The organism is uncultured Thiodictyon sp. (assembly GCA_903837595.1).
Taxonomy (GTDB): domain Bacteria; phylum Pseudomonadota; class Gammaproteobacteria; order Chromatiales; family Chromatiaceae; genus Thiodictyon.
Map to the genome: position 1 here is coordinate 1 of CAILVI010000345.1, position 17,650 is coordinate 17,650.

General features: G+C 62.3%; 13 protein-coding genes. 7 read left to right on the forward strand and 6 right to left on the reverse strand.

The window, feature by feature from the left end; all coding sequences use genetic code 11:
• From QZY44_RS19460 to QZY44_RS19485, 6 genes are all read right to left on the reverse strand, one after another.
• A partial coding sequence (locus QZY44_RS19460) for a glycosyltransferase family 87 protein (protein WP_295450240.1) occupies positions 1-722 on the reverse strand: 722 nt, incomplete at its 3' end.
• A gap of 131 nt (positions 723-853) precedes the next feature.
• Positions 854-2,725 (reverse strand): hypothetical protein, encoded by a 1,872-nt coding sequence (locus QZY44_RS19465; protein WP_295450251.1) that lies wholly within the window; start codon positions 2,723-2,725, stop codon positions 854-856.
• 70 nt (positions 2,726-2,795) lie between these two features.
• A complete protein-coding gene (locus tag QZY44_RS19470) occupies positions 2,796-3,851 on the reverse strand; it encodes a hypothetical protein (RefSeq protein ID WP_295450254.1) in 1,056 nt (351 codons plus the stop codon).
• 454 nt (positions 3,852-4,305) lie between these two features.
• On the reverse strand, positions 4,306-5,784 hold the full coding sequence (locus QZY44_RS19475) for a hypothetical protein (RefSeq protein ID WP_295450256.1): 1,479 nt from the start codon (positions 5,782-5,784) through the stop codon (positions 4,306-4,308).
• A 222-nt stretch (positions 5,785-6,006) separates the two neighbouring features.
• Positions 6,007-8,451 carry a PBP1A family penicillin-binding protein gene (locus QZY44_RS19480; protein ID WP_295450270.1) on the reverse strand — a complete coding sequence of 815 codons (2,445 nt, stop codon included), beginning with the start codon at positions 8,449-8,451 and terminating at the stop codon, positions 6,007-6,009.
• Between the two features lie 20 nt (positions 8,452-8,471).
• Positions 8,472-9,521, reverse strand: coding sequence for a transglycosylase SLT domain-containing protein (locus tag QZY44_RS19485; RefSeq protein WP_295450273.1), 1,050 nt, complete (start codon positions 9,519-9,521; stop codon positions 8,472-8,474).
• 567 nt (positions 9,522-10,088) lie between these two features.
• Between QZY44_RS19485 and QZY44_RS19490 the strand changes: the two genes are divergently transcribed.
• From QZY44_RS19490 to QZY44_RS19520, 7 genes are all read left to right on the forward strand, one after another.
• On the forward strand, positions 10,089-10,259 hold the full coding sequence (locus QZY44_RS19490; RefSeq protein WP_295450276.1) for a Flp family type IVb pilin: 171 nt from the start codon (positions 10,089-10,091) through the stop codon (positions 10,257-10,259).
• Between the two features lie 275 nt (positions 10,260-10,534).
• Positions 10,535-11,083, forward strand: a complete 549-nt coding sequence (locus QZY44_RS19495; protein WP_295450279.1) for an A24 family peptidase — start codon at positions 10,535-10,537, stop codon at positions 11,081-11,083.
• Between the two features lie 443 nt (positions 11,084-11,526).
• The gene (gene cpaB / locus QZY44_RS19500; RefSeq protein ID WP_295450282.1) at positions 11,527-12,549 is read left to right on the forward strand and encodes a Flp pilus assembly protein CpaB; all 1,023 of its coding nucleotides are present in this window, start codon (positions 11,527-11,529) and stop codon (positions 12,547-12,549) included.
• A gap of 72 nt (positions 12,550-12,621) precedes the next feature.
• Positions 12,622-14,310, forward strand: coding sequence for a type II and III secretion system protein family protein (locus QZY44_RS19505; RefSeq protein WP_295450285.1), 1,689 nt, complete (start codon positions 12,622-12,624; stop codon positions 14,308-14,310).
• A gap of 37 nt (positions 14,311-14,347) precedes the next feature.
• On the forward strand, positions 14,348-14,602 hold the full coding sequence (locus QZY44_RS19510) for a hypothetical protein (RefSeq protein WP_295450288.1): 255 nt from the start codon (positions 14,348-14,350) through the stop codon (positions 14,600-14,602).
• 73 nt (positions 14,603-14,675) lie between these two features.
• Entirely contained in the window at positions 14,676-15,866 is a 1,191-nt protein-coding gene (locus QZY44_RS19515; RefSeq protein ID WP_295450291.1) for an AAA family ATPase, read from the forward strand.
• Positions 15,867-15,982: 116 nt separating this feature from the next.
• On the forward strand, positions 15,983-17,362 hold the full coding sequence (locus QZY44_RS19520; protein WP_295450294.1) for a CpaF family protein: 1,380 nt from the start codon (positions 15,983-15,985) through the stop codon (positions 17,360-17,362).
• Positions 17,363-17,650 lie beyond the last annotated feature (288 nt).

Below are 17,650 nucleotides of genomic sequence, written 5' to 3' on the forward strand. Positions count from 1 at the left end.
ATCCAGGGGGCGTCGATCGCTGGCGTGTTCTCAGCTCCGCCGAAGATTCGCGAAAAAAAACCAAGCAGCGAGGCGTTCCAGTTGAACCCATACCATGTAATTCCTGAAATGGCATCGATATAAGCGCGATGGGCATCAAGCCCGCATGCCGCGAGACTGAAAAGAAGACCGGCGGCAAAGACGCCAAGACTCCAAATGGCGAGTCGCCAGCGCTTGGCGGCCAAGAAGAATGGGATCAGCGCGAGCACGAATATCTTGAGCAGTAACGCCAGTCCAATGGCCAGTCCAGCCAGCCGGTACTTGTCCTCGCGTGCCGCCGCCCAGCCCATCGCCAGCAGCAGAAACAATACCAATGAGACTTGCCCCAGTCTGATCGTGCACCACGTCGGATAATAGCTGAGTAACAGAATGGCCAACCACAATGTGCCGGTTCCCCGTGGCAGTGTGACCTGCAGTTTGCTGGCGACCAGCCGAATTGCCACGAGTCCGCACAGCATAGAGAAGGCGCTCCAGCACATGAACGCCGCGGAAAAATCCAGGAACGTAAGCGGGACGAACAACGCCGTCACCACGGGGAGATTCAAGTTGGGATGCAAGAACTGTCCGTACAATTGTGTGTCTGGAGGTAGTGGACCGAGCGCGGTGATTGCTACTGGTGAATAAATGTCTTGGCCATCTCGAAAAAATTGAGCCGAGGCATAGAACTTTCCGAAGTCGGTCATGGCCGGATATTGCGCTACGGAACGCACCGATACGTAATAGCAAAAGGCTAAAGATACTAAGAGGAATAGCGACGTAAATTTTACGATCAGTCTATGCAGTAAAGCCATGGTTGAACCATTGAATGATCCCATCACCGGTGTGCCTCTGTCCGTCGCCGTCGCCAAGAGAACCAGGGCCATAGGAACAGCAGGAAGGCGCCGACCGTGATCAGTGTACCCATTGTTACGAGGTCCGCCGTGCGCTGAAGCCTGCTCTTGTTGAATGGGAATGGGGCATAGGAGACGAACGCCTCGGCCTTCTCTCGCTCTGCGACGCGGAAATGGTCGCCCGGTGCACATTTGTTTTCTTCGGGGAAAACGTAGCAGGCGGGATTCTTGATATTCAGGTAGCCTTCGCTCTCCGCCATGACATCCCCTACGACCAGCCGGCCGCGCGGGAATCTCTCCAGCCGATAGCCAAACGCCGGGCTGTAGCACTGCGCCTGCGAGATGCCCTCGACCACTAAGTCATTGCGTCGTGCCTTGGCCTCCGGCGCCCAAGGGTCTGGGTCGGTCATGACGCCAATGGCACGAATCCGTTGCTCTTTCACCGCGCCGGTTGCGAGGCGGCTGTATCCATCAAGCAGTGCGCCCGGGCGATAGGGCTGGTCGGCATAATACGCTTTGGAGTCTGCTAAGGTCAGTGCGATCAGCATCACGATGGAGCCGCCAACCAACCACGGTGCTTGTCTTGTTCGGGCACCTAACATGTGACTGGCAACGAGGGCCGTGGCGATGGGCAGGACCGGCAGATAAACGATGAGCCAACGCATGGGGAAAGCCGTCGCGCCGATCAGCGGCAGCCCTTTGTACCAGGCATTGAGTTCCGGGGTGTAAAGCTGCAATGCGAGTGGTATCAGTGAGATCGCGGCGATGGTCAGGGCGACGGCCTGCGTTTTGCTGATCCCCGTCCGATCGGATCGGCCGACGGCTGCTGTCGACTCATTCGGCCCTCGGTTGCGTGTCTGCGGTATATTAAGCACGCGGGCGGCAAGGATGATGAAGATCGGCGTCAGCGTGAAGCTATAGGCCCATTCGTGTGGCAGCACTGCCCATTGCGCATTGACCAGGTGCCCGGCCGTGACGGCATACGCCTTCTCGCTGGAACCGAACAAGGCAAGCACGCTGGTCTGAAACAGGACAAACGGGTCCGTGAATCCGGGTAGCAAATATTGCGTACGTTCAAACCGGCTGTAAAACGAGAGGCTGGCCACCAGTTTGCTTACCGAAAAAGCGAGAGTGACACCGAGCGCGACAAATATACGTCCCGGCAGGTCCCGCGGCCACGGCTGCCGCAGACGGTACACCAGTAGGATCAGAGCAATACTCAAGGTGGCAGGGACCATCAGCGTCGTCAGGCCCGATTGCAGCCAATAGGCGGCGATCCCGCCGGCGAGCAAGGAAAAAGCCAGTCTGTCCGTGATGGCCGCCGCGGGGCGAATGAGGAAATAGGCCAGCCAAGGGGCTAGCGCGAAGCCAAGATAGCCGTATTCCCCGATAATGGTGCGATAGGGGAAAAAGGTATTAAAGAAAAAGAGTGCGGAAGCGAAGATAGACCAACTCAGCGGGAGGCGAAAGCCTTGCCGGGCGAGTGCATAGATCCCAAAATAGCCCAGCGACGCAAACAGCAGTAGGGTCAGATAGGCGGCTGTCAGTGGATCCATCACAAAGGTCAGCCATTGTGGCACGGAGTAATAGCCAGACTGCGGATCCGCGAAAAACGGCACACCGCCGCAAAAGGATGGCGTAAACCAAGGAACCTCAAGCGGGCCGTTCTTTAGGAACCAGATAAAACCATCCACGTTGCCCGCCAAGGCGAGACCAAAGTCGTGTCCCAAGGTTCCGCGTTGCGTCGGAAAGAAGGCGCGATATGTGAGGTGATAAACGGCAAGGAGTGTACCCCAAGCGGCGAAGACATAGCAGCGATCAGTGAGGTTCAGAGTGATGTCCCGTATCCGCATCATGGGTGCCGTGGGTCAGGAATTATGCGGGAAGATACGGATAAGGCAGCCGCTAGTGCCGAAGCGGTGCCGATCAATGGTGTGGTGCGCATGTCGAACCGGCGCGGCGGCGCGCACTCCTGAGCAGATCAGTCAGGCAATAGGGCGCGAACAGCAGGCCGAGACCGAGGATCGGGCTGATCATCCACACCCAATACACATTGTCCACGCGTGCGAACATCGTGATCAATAGTGCGTATCCCGAAAGGGTGATGAAGGCGCGCAGTGTGACTGGCGCGTTCCATGCGGCCAGACCGAAAAAGCTGAAGGGCAGCAGCACGGCGACCACCAGCGTCGGTAGCGCCATCAGGATGGTCCCCAGGCAGCAGGAGGAGACAAACAATGCCCAGCCTGCTTGTCCATTCCATCCCTGCGATACGGGATCGTTGGGCTGTATTAGTGCGTGGACGGCCTGGGCATGGGCAAGAAAGGCAACCGCAAACAAACCGATGGCGATGCCCCATCCGAGTGTTTCCCGTCGCCGCCCGGCCAATGCCGCCAGTAGCCCCATGGCCAGCAGATAGGGCAGGGCCAGTTCACGGATGAGCACGGCCGCCAGTGCCGCAGCGATGCTCGGCCAGTAACGCTCCGGCTGGCGCAGGGCCAGGGATAGGGTGATGAATAGACCCGCCCATATTTCAGTTTGCCAGATCGCCGGCTCGACTAATGCCGGAAACACGCCAAAGATGATCAACAATATCCCGACAACCATCCGCAGGTTAGTCTGATCGATGATCGCCGTCAGCCGGATGGTCAAGGTGATGACGGTTGCCGCTGCCAGAAGCAGGATGAGAAGGCGCGCTACCAGCGGCGAGAGGTACGCGATCAGCCAGGTCAGTGTCGGCAGCCGAATCGTGAAGAAGGGGCGAACGGGATAGCCACTTGTGCGTTGGGTTGCAATGGCTACAACGTAATAGTTTCCCCCTGAGCGCACCTGTGTGACAAGACTCCGAAAAAGTGCGGTATCAGTCGATCTGGATGTTGCTTCCATACGGGTATGGTGCCCATCAATGATGCCTTGTGCGGCGGGAACGGTGCTGATGCTCGCTACCGTCAACAGTGCCAGCAGTGCCAGAATAGAGACGGCCATGGTACGCGGAAGGCCGGTACACCGGTTCTTTGGCCACGTTGTCGAAGAGTGGTGTTTATCACATCGAAAATGAATCATAAGTATTGTGCTAGACAGATCAGGTGTCGGCATTGAGCCGCTCGCTGTCAGTCTCTAATGATTGCTGGCATCTTCATCCGGAAGTTCTATGGTTGAATTATTGCTCGTAATAGGCGATCTGGGTGGCGAGTGACGCCACTGCCGTTACACAGCAAGCGCGTATCATAGTCCAGTGGCCGTGGTGCTGTCAGCGGGTTTCGGCGGCGAGCGCTAGGCATTTTTGGGCTTAGGTAAGCCGCGGCTAAGGCGCAAGTGTCAGCGCTCTGACGAAGGGGCGTGGGGTGCCCGGCCGACAGAAGGCCGGAGTTCCTGGAGGGTCGCTGCCTTAGCCACTACAGCCCCTGGGCGAGCCGGGGCCAGAGATATAGGGTCTCAGTTATTGTAATGGGCGCCTGGCATGAACCACTGCAATGTCGTCCGCGAAGACACGGTGCCATTCCGGCAGCTCATCGAGAAAGCTTGCCAGCAGGCTACCCGTGGGCAGCAATGTCCACGTGATCTGTGCTTTGTCGAGCCCACTGGCGAATTGCTGCTTGCTGACCGAATCATGGATGGAGAGGTAAGTCGTGATGGTCGCATTCCCGCCAACGACACGTCCATCGACAAATGCTGGAATGCCGCGATAAATAAGATATCCGCCAAAGCTGTAATCGTTGAAAATAATGCCGCGGGTGAGTCCCGATGCCTTGGCTTGATCCAACGCTGCCGAAGGCGTGTTCTTGAGGTCTGGCGTCCGTTCGTGGATCAGCGGGCTTAGTAATCCCATCAAGAAAACCAGGCACAAGCTGGTGGCCGTAGCTCGCGCGGAGGCTGGGTTTGCCACGATTTGCAAGAGTCTGTGAGGCGACTTGATGCCCGTGCTGGCTTCTGTGGCACGCGCTCGGTAGCATTCGCCGACAGCGGTGGCAATCAGCAGCGGTGTAAGCAGCCCGAAAATTGATATGTAGCGAGAATGACTAAGCGCCATGTGCAACACGCCAAGTAGAAGAACAAGTCGCATGATCGGCAATCTCAGATAGCCAAGACACGACAGGGCGAGTAGCGCGGAGATCCACGTTTCGAGAGGGTTCAGGGAGGTGAAATCTGCGGATTGCCACTCCGTAATTCGCTGTAGTTGATTTATTTCTATGATCTCAAAGATGAGCCCCAGTCCATGCCAACTGTGCGGAGAGCACATCGCAGCCAGTGTCGCTAGCATGGCAAACCGGATCCATATGATGGTAAGTTTTTTCTGCTGTGTAACTGGAGCGGCAACGATGGTTCCAATGGCCAAGGGTATGGTTATCACCAAGCCGAGAATGAAGCTCCCGTGCAGGTTGGTCCAGAGCACCATGATGCCAAGGAGCCACCACGGCGGTGGCGTATTTTGCTCAGTGGCCTGCACCAGCCTACTCACCCAAATCACTAATAGCGGCCAGGCAAGTATATGGGGTCGCGCAAGGAGGTGATTTGTGAGAGTAGCGTAGGTCAGGATCAGGAAGACAAAGGCGTAGAGCGCTGGCATCCGATCGAAGAGGAAGCGCGCCACAAGGGCAATCGTAACTGCGCCGCAGGCGATCGAGAGAAAGACTAGTCCATTCCAGCCAGTTGCACGCTGGACGACGGCGAAAATCACATCGGAGAGCCACTCTGAAGCAAGCCAAGGCGGGCCAGGCATGGTATGCGAAAACGGGTCGAAAGTCGGTATAGCAGCATGTGAAAGGATCCAGTCTCCGGTCGCGATGTGCCAGTAGGTATCTGGATCAAGCAAAAAGGGAGATACTGGCTGTATGATCCAGGCCAGCGAAATAAATACTCCAATTAGCAGGGGCCAAGACAGACCCAGTCTAGCGATGTGTTTCGTAACATTGAGCATTCGCACCTCAAGTAACTGAAGAGACCAAAGCGGATGTGTCCGGAATCCGGAGACTAGCCGGGGCCGAGCGCTTGGGGTCTCGGATTCTCCTTGGTTTGCGGAGGACTTGGCAAACCCTGCGAAAGCCGTTCCAGTCGCACCGGCGCACCGGAGGTCCGTCTGGTGATGGCGGAAACGTCTGCAAAAGGATAATGATGGGGGTGCCGCGGCGGCGTTCCTTGTTTAGAAAACCTCGTCAATGATGGTTGGGGGCATACCGTCGGTGATGTCCCGGTCCGCGGACCAGAATACCGGGTTCGGGCCGGCGAGAAAATCCTGATCGGCCTCCCGCACCCATTCGGCGATGGCGTCGGCGTCGGCGGGGCCCGCTGGGGTGCCGTCGGTGCCGTGGACCAGCACCCGTACCATGCCAGACGGAACCGGTAGCTGGGCCTCGGGTTTGCCCTTGAGCGCCTCGCCCATGAATCCCGTCCACAGTCGTGCGGCCGACTCGCCCCCAGTCTCGCCCCGTCCCAGGGGCGCCGCGTCGTCGAAACCCATCCAGGCGATGGTTACCAGATCCTTCTGATAACCGCAGAACCAGGCATCACGTACGGCGTTGGTCGTGCCGGTCTTGCCGGCCAAGTCCGAACGATGCAGTTCCAGGACGCGGCGGCCGGTGCCGCGAGTGACCACGTCTTGTAGCAGGGAGTGCATCTGGTAGGCCAGTGAGGGTTCCAGGACGCGGTCGGCCAGGGTTGCCTCGGGAGTGGGGAGTCGGTCCGGGGTGGCCGCGTCTGAGTTCCGGAACCAGCAGTCGGTGCAGGCGCGGGGTGGATCGGTCTGGAACACGGTCTTGCCCTCGCGATCCTCGATGCGAGCGATCAGGTGAGGCTCCACCCGGAAACCGCCATTGGCGAAAACAGCATAGGCCCCGGCCAACTGGGGTAGGGTGACCAGGCCGACCCCCAGGGTGAGGGTCAGGTTGCGGGGCAGCCGCTCCAGCTCGAAGCCGAAGCGGGCGGCAAAGGCCCGGGCCTCGTCGACGCCCACCCGTTGCAGGAGGTCGATTGCGGCCAGGTTGCGCGACTGGGTCAGTGCCAGGCGCAGGCGCATCGGACCCAAGGCCCGATGATCGAAGTTGTCCGGGGTCCAGGTCTCGTCCTCTGTGCCCGCTAACGCCAGCGGGGCGTCGAGGATCAGGCTGGCCGGGGTCCAGCCGCGCGCCAGGGCCGCGGCATAGACGAAGGGTTTGAACGCAGAGCCGCTCTGGCGGTGCGCGTCGGCCGCGCGGTTGAACTGGTCCGCCCCGAACCGATAGCCGCCGACGAGGGCGCGGATGGCTCCGTCCCGGGGGGCCAGGGCGAGCAGGGCGGCGGTTACCCTGGGCCGCTGGGCCAGCTCCCAATGCCCTCGCGGGTCCTGCCGCAGGCGAATCATGTCTCCCGCGTGTAGTACGGCGTCCACGCGGCGGGGGGCGGGGCCCTGCTGGTCGACGGTGCGCAAGGGGCGTGCCCACTGCACCTGTGCCAACTCAAGGGTCACTCGTTCGCCGTGGCCGAGATAGACCTCGGCGTGCCGCGCATCGGCGCTGCGCACCCAGCCGACCCGCAGCCCCGGCAGGTCGTCCGTTCGGGCCAAGAGTGCGTCGAGCGTGGCCAGGTCGGCGCCCTCGTCCGGGTTGGCGCCCGGGCCGGCGTTTACCGCCGGGCGCGCCTCGGCTCCGCGGTAGCCGTGACGCCGGTCATATGCCTGGATGGCCTCCCGGACTGCCTCCTGGGCGGCGCGTTGCAGTCGGGCGTCGATGGTGGTGGTCACCCGATAGCCCCGCCGATAGGCATCCTCGCCAAAGCGTTCGAACAGCGTACGGCGGGCCATCTCGGCGGCATAGCCGGCGTCCAGCTCCGGCGGGCGCTGGTGCAGGCGTGCTTGGTCCGGTTCAGCCAGGGCAGTCCGGTAGGTGGTTTGATCGATGAATCCCAGCGCCGCCATGCGCCCCAGGATGTGGTCCCGGCGGGCCAGTGCGTGGTCCGGATGGGTCACCGGGTTGTCGGTGGACGGGGCCTTGGGGATGGCGGCCAGCATCGCCGACTCTGCGAGCGTCAGGGCCGTGAGCGGCTTGTCGTAGTAAAGGGCGGCGGCGGCGCCGACACCGTAGGCCCGGTGACCGAAAAAGACCCGGTTGAGATAGAGTGTCAGGATTTCCTGCTTGGTCAAGGTGCGCTCCAGGTGCAGGGCCAGGAGCAGTTCCGCCAACTTGCGCTCGAAGGTCTTCTCGGGGGTGAGCGAGAGGTTGCGGGCCAGTTGCATGGTGATAGTGCTGCCCCCCTGCGCTGCTACCCCGGTCGTCAAATAGTGCCAGGCGGCGCGGGCGAGCCCGCGCGGGTCGATGCCGTAGTGCGCATAAAAACGGTTGTCTTCGGCCGCCAGGAAGGCCTGGATGAGGGGCGCCGGGATCGCCCCCAATGGCACTGGTAGGCGGCGTTCGGCACCGAACTCCCCGATCAGTAGGCCGTCGGCCGAAAATATCCGCAGGGGTTGTGCCAACGACGACTCCCGCGGTGCCTCGGTGCGGGCGAGGTGCTCGAGGCTGGCCTTGATGACGACTGCGGCGGCCAGAAGTCCGGCGCCCGCCAGGCTTAACAAGAGGCCCAGCAGGCTCACCAGCACGCGGCGTAGAGGGTTCACCACGGCACGCGCGGGGCGCTTCAGCCTGGCTCGTCCATGGCGACAAGGCGGCGCTGCGACGTCGTGTGCGGATTCGCTTGCTGCCCATCGCCCCCGCCGAGCGCGGGTCTGGCGACCGCGCGCGGGCGCGCGTCGACCGTGCCCAGCCCCTCTTCGGAGACCCCCAAGGCCCGGGCGACGCGCCTGACATAGTTCTGGGTTTCCACGTAGGGCGGTATCCCTCCGTAATTCTGTACGGCCTTCTCACCCGCGTTATAGCCCGCTAGGGCGAGGCTTAAATCTCCGTCAAAGTGGTCGAGCAGCCAGCGCAAATAGGCCATGCCGCCGCGCAGGTTCTGATGGGCGTCCCAGGGGTCGGTCACGCCGAAGCGACTGGCGGTCGCCGGGATGAGTTGCATCAGGCCCTGGGCTCGCTTGGGCGACTGCGCGGTGGGGATGAAATTGGACTCCACCTCAACGACGGCGAGCACCAACTCCGGGTTGAGCCCGAACTCGGGGGCCAGCGCGCGGACCAGTCGTTCGATCTGCGCCCGCGTCGGGCTCTTGGTCGCCATCGCCATGGCGGGCAACGGGTTCGCAGCCGCCTCTGGCGCGGGCGACTGCGACGGCGCTACGTCCCGCGACGGGCGGGGTAGGGTCCGTGCCACCATCTGGCCGCTCAGCACACACGGCGGTTCTGCCGGCAGCACGGCCGTGGTCAGATCCCACAGGGCCAGGCGCGCCTTGGCCGCGTGGTACCTGGAGCGGGCGGCCCGCAACAGCCAGGCCGCGGCCAGCACCTCGTCGCGTTTGCCCGCCAGGGTGCGGGCATAGATATCGCCCAGCCGGTACTGGGCCTCTGGGCTTCCGTAGCGTGCCGCCTGGCAAAACAGTTGGATAGCCCGGTCGATGCTTTGGGGTGCCTGGACCCCGTAGAAATAGCGCTTGCCGCCGTCCAGCAGCGCGGCGGGGTCTGCCGACTGCTGCAACTCATCCAACGAGGCGGCAGTCGCCCCTCCGGCTGCGACCAGCATCAGGAGCGCCAGCAGAGTCGGCCAGGCCTGCCGTGGCGCGGCGGGTGGGTCGCTCATCACTGACTAACGCGTCCAGTGGTCGCTTGGGTTAGCCAAACACCGCGTCGAGGCGCGCGGCCCCCGGGGCGTGCTCGGGCCGGGTGACGGTCATCATGGTGCTGGCCTCGGTTGGTTAGTCGCGCCGCGATGCTCGGCCCGCGGCACCCTTGGGTGCGCCTTGCCAATCCTACGCTGGGGCGGTGGTGTGTAGGGCTCTTGCGACAGCCCAAATTTGTGAGCGACTACTCTTGCCTCTTGGTGCGGCGGCGTCGATGATACAGCCTCTGCGGGGGCCTGCAAGCCGGTGCCCGATCGGCCCTTTGTGCACCGGCATGGTGCCTGTTGTGATCCGGAAAATGTGATGCAGATCGCATTAATTCCTTCTTGACTGGGTTAGGCGGGTACGTTAAACTTCCTTTACAGTTAGGCGCTAGATTGTGGGCGTATACCGCCCGGCGGTGGAGGCTGAGGGTGAGCCAAGGCTGTGCTGTGCTGTGTGCGACTCAACCGGTGGGCGTGTCCCCCTGACGGATTGCACCGGCGTCTAGGCACATTTTCCGAGACTTGAACAACAAGGTGGATATCATGAAACTCATGGGTGTGTTGAAGAATTTCTGGTGCGACGAGGACGGCGGCGAGTCGGCTGAGTGGCCGTTGATTCTGGCCTTGGTCGCGGTTGCGGCGATTGCCGCATACTCGTTACTGGGTACTAATGTCAAGACCGCCGTGAATAAGATCGCCGCTAGCCTGACTTAAGGCGGACGCATCCCCCGAGAAACCGTCGGTCACGGCGGCAAGTTTGGTGGACGGATAGCTTGAGTGTTGGGGGCGCGTCGGTTGGCATCTAAGAAAAGACTGCGGCCCGAGTCAGTCCGGTCGTCCTGATCCCGAGCCTCAAGCCGGGGCAGGGCGTATCGGGTTTTTTCTATGCCCCGAGGTGCAGCAAGGCGGCTAGATGAAGGTCCGTCAAGCCAGTCCCGTCAGCGGGTGGCTATCAGGAGCGAATGTTTGTTAGCCCCCTTGCCCCCTTGATGACTAGCCCGCAACCGCTGATGGTGCTGGTTCCGCTCTTGGTGTTGGTCTGGGCGGCGGCCTGGGTGGATTTTCACACCTTCAAGGTTCCGAATGCGCTGTCAGTCTCTGGGGCTCTCCTTGGCTTGCTGGTGCAGGCTATCAGTGCCGGGATCGATGGTCTTGGGGCGGGTTTGGCTGGGCTCGGCTTGGCGATGGTCCTGTTTTTTCCGCTCTATCTGATCGGACGTACCGGGGCGGGAGACGTCAAGTTGATTGGCGCCCTAGGTACCTTTTTGGGTCCGGAGCGGCTGTTTTACGCGTTGTTGCCGATCATCGTCGCCGCGGGTGCTGTGGCGGTCATCTATGCCGTGATGGCGTGGCGGACTCGCGGGGCGACCGGACCCTGGCAGCGCTATGGCCGGATAATCCGGTTTCTGTGGGTCACCGGGCGTTTCCAGTATCTTCCCCCTACCTCCGACGAGGCGCTGGCAGCGCGCCTGCCGTTGGCCGTGCCGATCGCACTCGGCAGCACCGCTGCGGTACTGTGGCCATTCTCAATCCCATAAAATTACCGGGTGTCGGTTCGCCCTAAGCTGGTCGACGGGTGAGCGGGAGTTGCTTAACTTACGAGGAGTTAAGCTGCTCGTGCCTAGGTAAGCCGATCACGAACAGCTTCGTATTGCGCTCATTTTGGGTGCCATGGGTCTGACGGCATGGCACTTCCGATCACAAACCGGTTCCGCTGCCTGAGAATAGATCGCTATACTGCCCGCCCCGACAGTTTTTGTTTTTCGCCCGCCCGAGCGGGCCTTGATCACGGTTTCGGCGACGGGCATCTGTTAGTTTGGCCATTAGGCAGACCGGGCGCCCTGGGTCACCCGAGCGGTCGCGATTGGCTTGAAGGCCAACCGGCGCAAGCCTCAACGGACGGATGGAACGATAATCAAGGCCCTGGGCGATCTCCGTTTACCGTTTTCATCGATACGGTCGCGAGCACAAGAGCCGCAGAATGAACCCGCGTACCCTGTTGATGCTGCTGATCTCGCTCGCGCTTGCCGGCGGGGCTGCCTACTCTGCCAACCGCTGGATGACGACCCGGATGGCGGCCAGTGCCGAGGCCGCCGGCGCTGAGCTCGTCGGGGTGGTCGCCGCGGCAGTCGATATCCCGTTCGGCACCAAGATCGATGCCGCCGCGGTCAAGATGGTACAACTGCCGCGCGCCGCGGTCCCGCCGACCGCGATCCGGGACCTGCAGACGGTCGTCGGCCGGGTCGCTGCGGTCGCGTTGGTCACGGGGGAGGTGATTCTCCAAGGGCGGGTGGTCGGTCTCGTGGGTGACAGTGCATTGGGTTCGGTGCTCCAAGAGGGCAAGCGTGCCTTCACGATACAGCCCAACAACCTGGTTGGTATCGCTGGCTTTGTGGTCCCCGGTAATCGGGTCGACCTGATGGGTAACCAGCGCCGGTCCGACGGCGGCGCCGAGTTCCGCACCTTCTTGCGGAATCTTAAGGTACTGCAGGTCGACCCGCCCCCGTCGCCGGACCAGAAGGGTACCGTCGTCGTGCGCTCTCTGACCCTTGAGGTGGGCCCGGCCGAGGCGGAGAAGATCGTGGCGGCGAGCCAAGCCGGCCCGGTGCAGGTGATGCTGCGTAACCCCTTGGAAGTGGATATCCCCGAGACTGCGCCCGAACCCCCGGCGGCGAAGATTGAGCCCCCGGTGGCGAAGGTTGAACCGCTGGCGCCGACGATTGGGCCTGCGGTGCCCGGACCCACGGCGGTTGCCACGACGCCATCGCAGACGTCCCCGGCGCAGATCCGCCGTGAGCCGGAACGGGTGTTGGTGATCCGCGGAACCAAATGGGAACGTCAGTACACGGGTGTCGACTTTGCGAAGTCGCTGGAGGAGGAGAAGCCGCCCCCAATGGCTGCCGCAGATGCGATCAATCGCGGCGCCGCCGAGCCAATGCCGGCCAAGGGGATGGTGGATTACGTCAATAATAAATACGGTAGCGGACCGGATTCTGGGCAGTGAGTGACCGATGTGCCACAATCATCCGCTTGAGATAATGGGGTACCGACGACCGAGCAGGCCCGGAAAATCGCGATGAAGCACGCCAACACGCCACCGCCAATCCGGGTTGAACCGACCGGCGCTCCGCCGGTGCGGTGGACTTGGGCGGTGTCGCTCGCCGCTGGATTCTGTCTGTTGCTGCTCCTCCAGGCCCTGCTGCCGGCGGCGGCGCAGGCGCGCCCCGCGGCTAGCGACGCCGCCGCCGCCCGCGAACAGGTGACGGTTGCACTGAGTCAGTCACGGGTCATCAAGCTGCGCTCGCGGGCGGCGCGGGTGTCGGTGGCCGATCCGGAGATCGCGGATATCCTGGTGCTCGACCCTGGCCAGATCTATGTCGTCGGCAAGAAACTCGGAACCACCAATCTGATCCTGTGGGATGCCAAAGATCGGATCAGCGGCAGCATCACACTGGAGGTAACCCCCGATCTTGAACAGCTGAAGGCCCGTCTCCACGATGTGCTTCCCCGCGAGCGGGTTGAGGTGCGCTCCGCCCAGGGCGCCATCGTGGTCAGCGGTGTGGTCTCCAGCCCGGAGAAGGCGGCGGCCGCCATCCAACTGGCTGAGAGCTTTGCCGGGACGGCTGGACTAAAGCCGCTCAATATGATGCAGGTCGGCGGTGCCCAGCAGGTGTTGCTGGAGGTCAAGATCGCGGAGATCTCGCGCACTCTGAGCAAGCGGCTCGATATGCATCTGAATGGTTTCTATAACGGCGGGCAGATCAAGATGGGGACCTTGGATGCGGGGGCCTACACGTTCCCGGCGACCACATTCCCTGCCACGACCGCGACCGTTACATCCGGAGCTGGTCTTAACGCCTCGACAACAAGTACCTTTGCCGGAACCGGCGGTGCTGGCACAGTCAGCACCACTAGTATTCCGTCAAATTACCAAACTAGCGCGATCACGAGCACCAACACCGGTTCCGCCACCCTCGACCCGCGGCTGGGTGTCGGTGTGCCCGGCTATGCGGCCCAGAGTGCGGTGACCCTATTGGGTAAAGGCATGTTCTCCCAATTTCTCGCCGGCAACTTCCTGTTGAACATGTATATCGATGCCGCCAAGGATAGTGGTTTAGCCAGGATACTCGCCGAGCCCAACCTGACGACGTTGAGCGGCCAGGAGGCCAAGTTCCTGGCGGGCGGCCAATATCCCTATACCGTCGCGCAGCCGACGCAGGGGGCGGTTTTGTACACGACCGAGTTTAAGGATTATGGGGTGGGCCTGCAGTTTGTCCCTGTCGTGCTCGATTCCGGGGTCATCAGCCTGAAGGTGAGCATCAGCGTCTCTCAACTGGACTTTTCTTATGCGACAGCCAACAATCCCAATCCGGGCCTGAAAACACGTAGCGCCAATGCCACGGTGGAGGTGAAGACCGGTCAGACCATCTCCATCGCGGGTTTGATCGACGAGAAAATGCGCGATAACGTGGATAAGTTCCCGGTGCTTGGGGAGATTCCTGTTCTCGGCATGTTATTCCGCAGTCAGTCATTCCAGAAGGACCAGACCGAGCTGGTGATCTTCGTCACCCCGCGGCTCGCCCGCTCATTCGACCAGAAGCAGGTCAAGCTGCCCACCGACAACTTTGTGGAACCCAATGACTTGGAGTTCTATCTGATGGGGCGCACGCAAGGCCGCACACCCCGCTCTGGCGCCGCTGCCCCCAACGAAGGCATCGGGCCGGACCGGTCCGGCAGCGAGGGTGCGTTCGGTCACGATCTTTAAGAAATTTTAACAGTCCTAACCGATTCGGTATAATCTGATGGCATATGCCCTACAATTCGTTCTTTGTGCCGTCGTGGTGCTCTTGGCGGGCTGCGCGGGCGACGAGGAACGCGCTGCCAACGCCACCTTTGGTGAGTCGGTGCGTCATACCATCGCCCTGCAGACCGCGAACCCCGGAACCGCCGGGACCGGGCTTGATGCGGTCAAGGCCGGGGCGGCGCTGGAGGCCTACCGGAAGGATGTCGGCAGCCGCAGCGCCGTCGGGCAGACACTCAGCGTCAAAGCACCGTGATTCTGCGCCCGGTAACCCCTGTAATGAACCCCCAGCGGCCCCGCCGTTCGGTCGCCGCCCCTAACCGGATCCCATGCGTCATCAGTTGAAAGTCCTGCTCGTCGGACGCCCCGGCCCCACCTTGTCCCAGCTCGAGGGGTTGCTTTCCTATCATCGCCAACTGCAGGTGACTGTGAGCCCGGTGGTCGACGGCGCTGCCCCGTCGCTGACGGACCTGAAGGATCCCTGCGACGTGATCCTGTTGCTGGTCGAGGAGGATTGGCAATCCCTGCTGGCCGCGTGTTTCAAACGCGACGCCCCGGCGAGTAAGCCGCTCCTGGTGGTGGGGCCGGCCGGGGATATGGCGCTGATGCGTACCACGATGCGGCTCGGGGGCCGGGACTATTTCTCGCTGCCGGTCGGTGCCGAGGACCTGGTCGCCGCACTCGATCGCCTGGCCAAGGAGGAGCATGAGCACCACGGCAACCTGTCGGCGCGTGTCACGACCTTCATGAACGCCAAAGGGGGCAGCGGCGCCAGTTTCTGTGCCGCCAACTATGCCCACATCCTGGCCAGTGCCCGCAGCCGCAGCACCGTGCTGTTGGACTTCGATCTACAGTTCGGTAACCTGCCAACCTACTTCAACCTGCAATCGCGCAACGGTCTGGTCCAGGCCCTGGACCAGGTGGACACACTCGACGCGGCGGCCCTGCCGGGCTACACCCAGGTGCACTCAAGCGGTTTGCACCTGCTGGCGTCGGCCACCGAGGACGTCGTGCTGCCCGAGGATATCAATGAGGGGCGGGTCGGCAAGCTGTTTGCGGTCCTGGACAAGACCTACCAGGAGTTGGTAATCGACCTGCCGCGCCACATCGATCGGGCCACCGTGGCGGTGCTCGATCGCTCCGATATGGTCATCCTGGTCGTCCAGCAGCTGGTGACCCATCTACAGGAGGTCAAACGCGTGGCGAGTCTGCTCGGCGGCCCCTTGGGGATTGCCGCCGACCGTTTGATCGTGCTCATCAACCGCTTCCATAAACAGGGCGAAGTGACCCTCGAAGACTTCGTCGGCGCCCTGCCGGGGCTGCGCATAGAAACGCTGCCGAACGACTATGCCAACGTCTCCAAGAGCGTCAATCTGGGCACTCCGCTGCTTGAGCTGGCGCCCCGTTCGCCGCTTTGCACCGCCCTGCAGGACCTGGTGGATTCGTTGATGACCGGGCAGCCGGTGCCCGATCGGCGCCCCCGCGACCCCTGGGCCTGGCTCTCGGGCGGCCGGCGCTGAGGTGTTAGGTGATTTCCGAAAAAACTGATACCCACTACCGTCGGATCGGATGTAGGTGCGACTTCAGTCGCACCTACACTTGGCGCTATGCTAATTGTTGGAATTCGCCTTAGATCATGGCTCTACCGACGAATCGAATCGGCAACCCCGCGGCCCGCCCGGGCAGCAGCCTAGACAGCCAACAGCTCAGCCGCATCCCGGTGCGGCGCCTGACCACGGATCTCTCCGCCAGCGAGCAGGAGGTCAAGCAGGCACTGCTGCAACGGGTCGTGAAGATGATGGACTTGTCGCTGCTGGCCAACATGGCGGACAAGGAGGCACGGGTCCAGATCCAGGAGGTGTGCGAGCGTCTGCTTGCCCAAGAGAACCTGCCGTTCAATGTCCCCACCCGGCTGCGTATCGTCAAGGAGATTGAAAACGAGATCGTGGGTTTGGGTCCATTGGAGGACCTGCTGGCGGACCCCTCGATCTCCGACATCCTGGTCAACGGCCCCGACCAGATCTATGTCGAGCGACGCGGCAAGCTGGTGCTCTCCGGTGTGCGCTTCGACAGTGAGCGCCACTTGATGACCATTATCGACCGGGTGGTCTCCCGCGTCGGGCGCCGCATCGACGAATCCTCGCCCATGGTGGATGCGCGTCTGGCCGACGGCTCGCGCGTCAACGCGATCATCCCGCCCCTGTCGCTCAACGGCCCGGTGATGTCCATCCGCCGCTTTCCGGCCGACCGGCTCACGACCGCGCGCCTGATCGAGCTTGGGGCCATGACGCCCGACATCGCGCGCGTGCTGCAACTGGTGGTGCGCGGACGGCGCAACATCCTGGTCAGCGGTGGCACGGGGACGGGCAAGACCACCCTGCTCAATGTGCTCTCGGGTTATATCCCGGCGGACGAGCGGGTCATTACGATCGAGGACTCGGCGGAGCTACAATTGCAGCAGCCCCATGTGGTTCGGCTCGAGACCCGACCGCCGAACATCGAAGGGCGCGGCGAGGTCACCCAGCGCGACCTGTTGCGCAACTGTCTGCGGATGCGGCCGGACCGGATCGTGGTGGGCGAGGTCCGCGGCGCTGAGGCCCTGGATATGCTGCAGGCCATGAACACCGGGCACGACGGCTCACTGACCACTATCCACGCCAACACCCCGCGTGACGGACTGACCCGCATCGAGAGCATGGTGGCCATGTCCGGCGTCCAGCTTCCCACCGTCTCGCTGCGCGCCCAGATCGCCTCCGCGCTGGACCTGGTTCTGCAGCTTGAGCGTCACGAGGACGGGCGCCGGCGGATCGTCAGCATCCAGGAGATCGACGGCATGGCGGATGACGAGATCGTCATGAGCGAGATTTTCGCTTTCGAGCGCGAGGGGCTCGATAGCGAAGGTCGGGTGCGCGGGCACTTCATGGCCACCGGTATCGTGCCCAAGTTCCACGCGCAGTTGCTTCAGCGCGGTCTGGAACTGGGGCTTGAAGTCTTTGACCCGGCGCACGGCGGTTAACGGCCATGGCGCCCGCACCATCCCGCAAGATGAAAGTGGCGGGCGCCTTGGCCGTTTCCCCACCCCGTCCTCCCCCAATAGGGGAGGGAGAAATGGACCGCGCTCCCAGCGCGACTTTTACGGTAATCACCATGTCCGACCAATTCGTCTTTACGGCGATGATCTTTATCATCGGATTCCTGCTGGCACTGGTCATCCTGCGCGTCCTGACGGACGATAGCATCGAGATTCAAAAGCAGTTGCGTGAGCGCATCCGCAGCCTGTCGGAGGGGCCCCACGGGGGGGGCG

Bases quoted from the DNA above. Each gene is read 5' to 3' on its own strand.
- QZY44_RS19465 (WP_295450251.1), bottom strand. From the start codon at position 2,725: ATGATGCGGATACGGGACATCACTCTGAACCTCACTGATCGCTGCTAT.
- QZY44_RS19470 (WP_295450254.1), bottom strand. From the start codon at position 3,851: ATGGCCGTCTCTATTCTGGCACTGCTGGCACTGTTGACGGTAGCGAGC.
- QZY44_RS19475 (WP_295450256.1), bottom strand. From the start codon at position 5,784: ATGCTCAATGTTACGAAACACATCGCTAGACTGGGTCTGTCTTGGCCC.
- QZY44_RS19485 (WP_295450273.1), bottom strand. From the start codon at position 9,521: ATGAGCGACCCACCCGCCGCGCCACGGCAGGCCTGGCCGACTCTGCTG.
- QZY44_RS19490 (WP_295450276.1), top strand. From the start codon at position 10,089: ATGAAACTCATGGGTGTGTTGAAGAATTTCTGGTGCGACGAGGACGGC.
- QZY44_RS19495 (WP_295450279.1), top strand. From the start codon at position 10,535: ATGACTAGCCCGCAACCGCTGATGGTGCTGGTTCCGCTCTTGGTGTTG.
- cpaB (WP_295450282.1), top strand. From the start codon at position 11,527: ATGAACCCGCGTACCCTGTTGATGCTGCTGATCTCGCTCGCGCTTGCC.
- QZY44_RS19505 (WP_295450285.1), top strand. From the start codon at position 12,622: ATGAAGCACGCCAACACGCCACCGCCAATCCGGGTTGAACCGACCGGC.
- QZY44_RS19510 (WP_295450288.1), top strand. From the start codon at position 14,348: ATGGCATATGCCCTACAATTCGTTCTTTGTGCCGTCGTGGTGCTCTTG.
- QZY44_RS19515 (WP_295450291.1), top strand. From the start codon at position 14,676: ATGCGTCATCAGTTGAAAGTCCTGCTCGTCGGACGCCCCGGCCCCACC.
- QZY44_RS19520 (WP_295450294.1), top strand. From the start codon at position 15,983: ATGGCTCTACCGACGAATCGAATCGGCAACCCCGCGGCCCGCCCGGGC.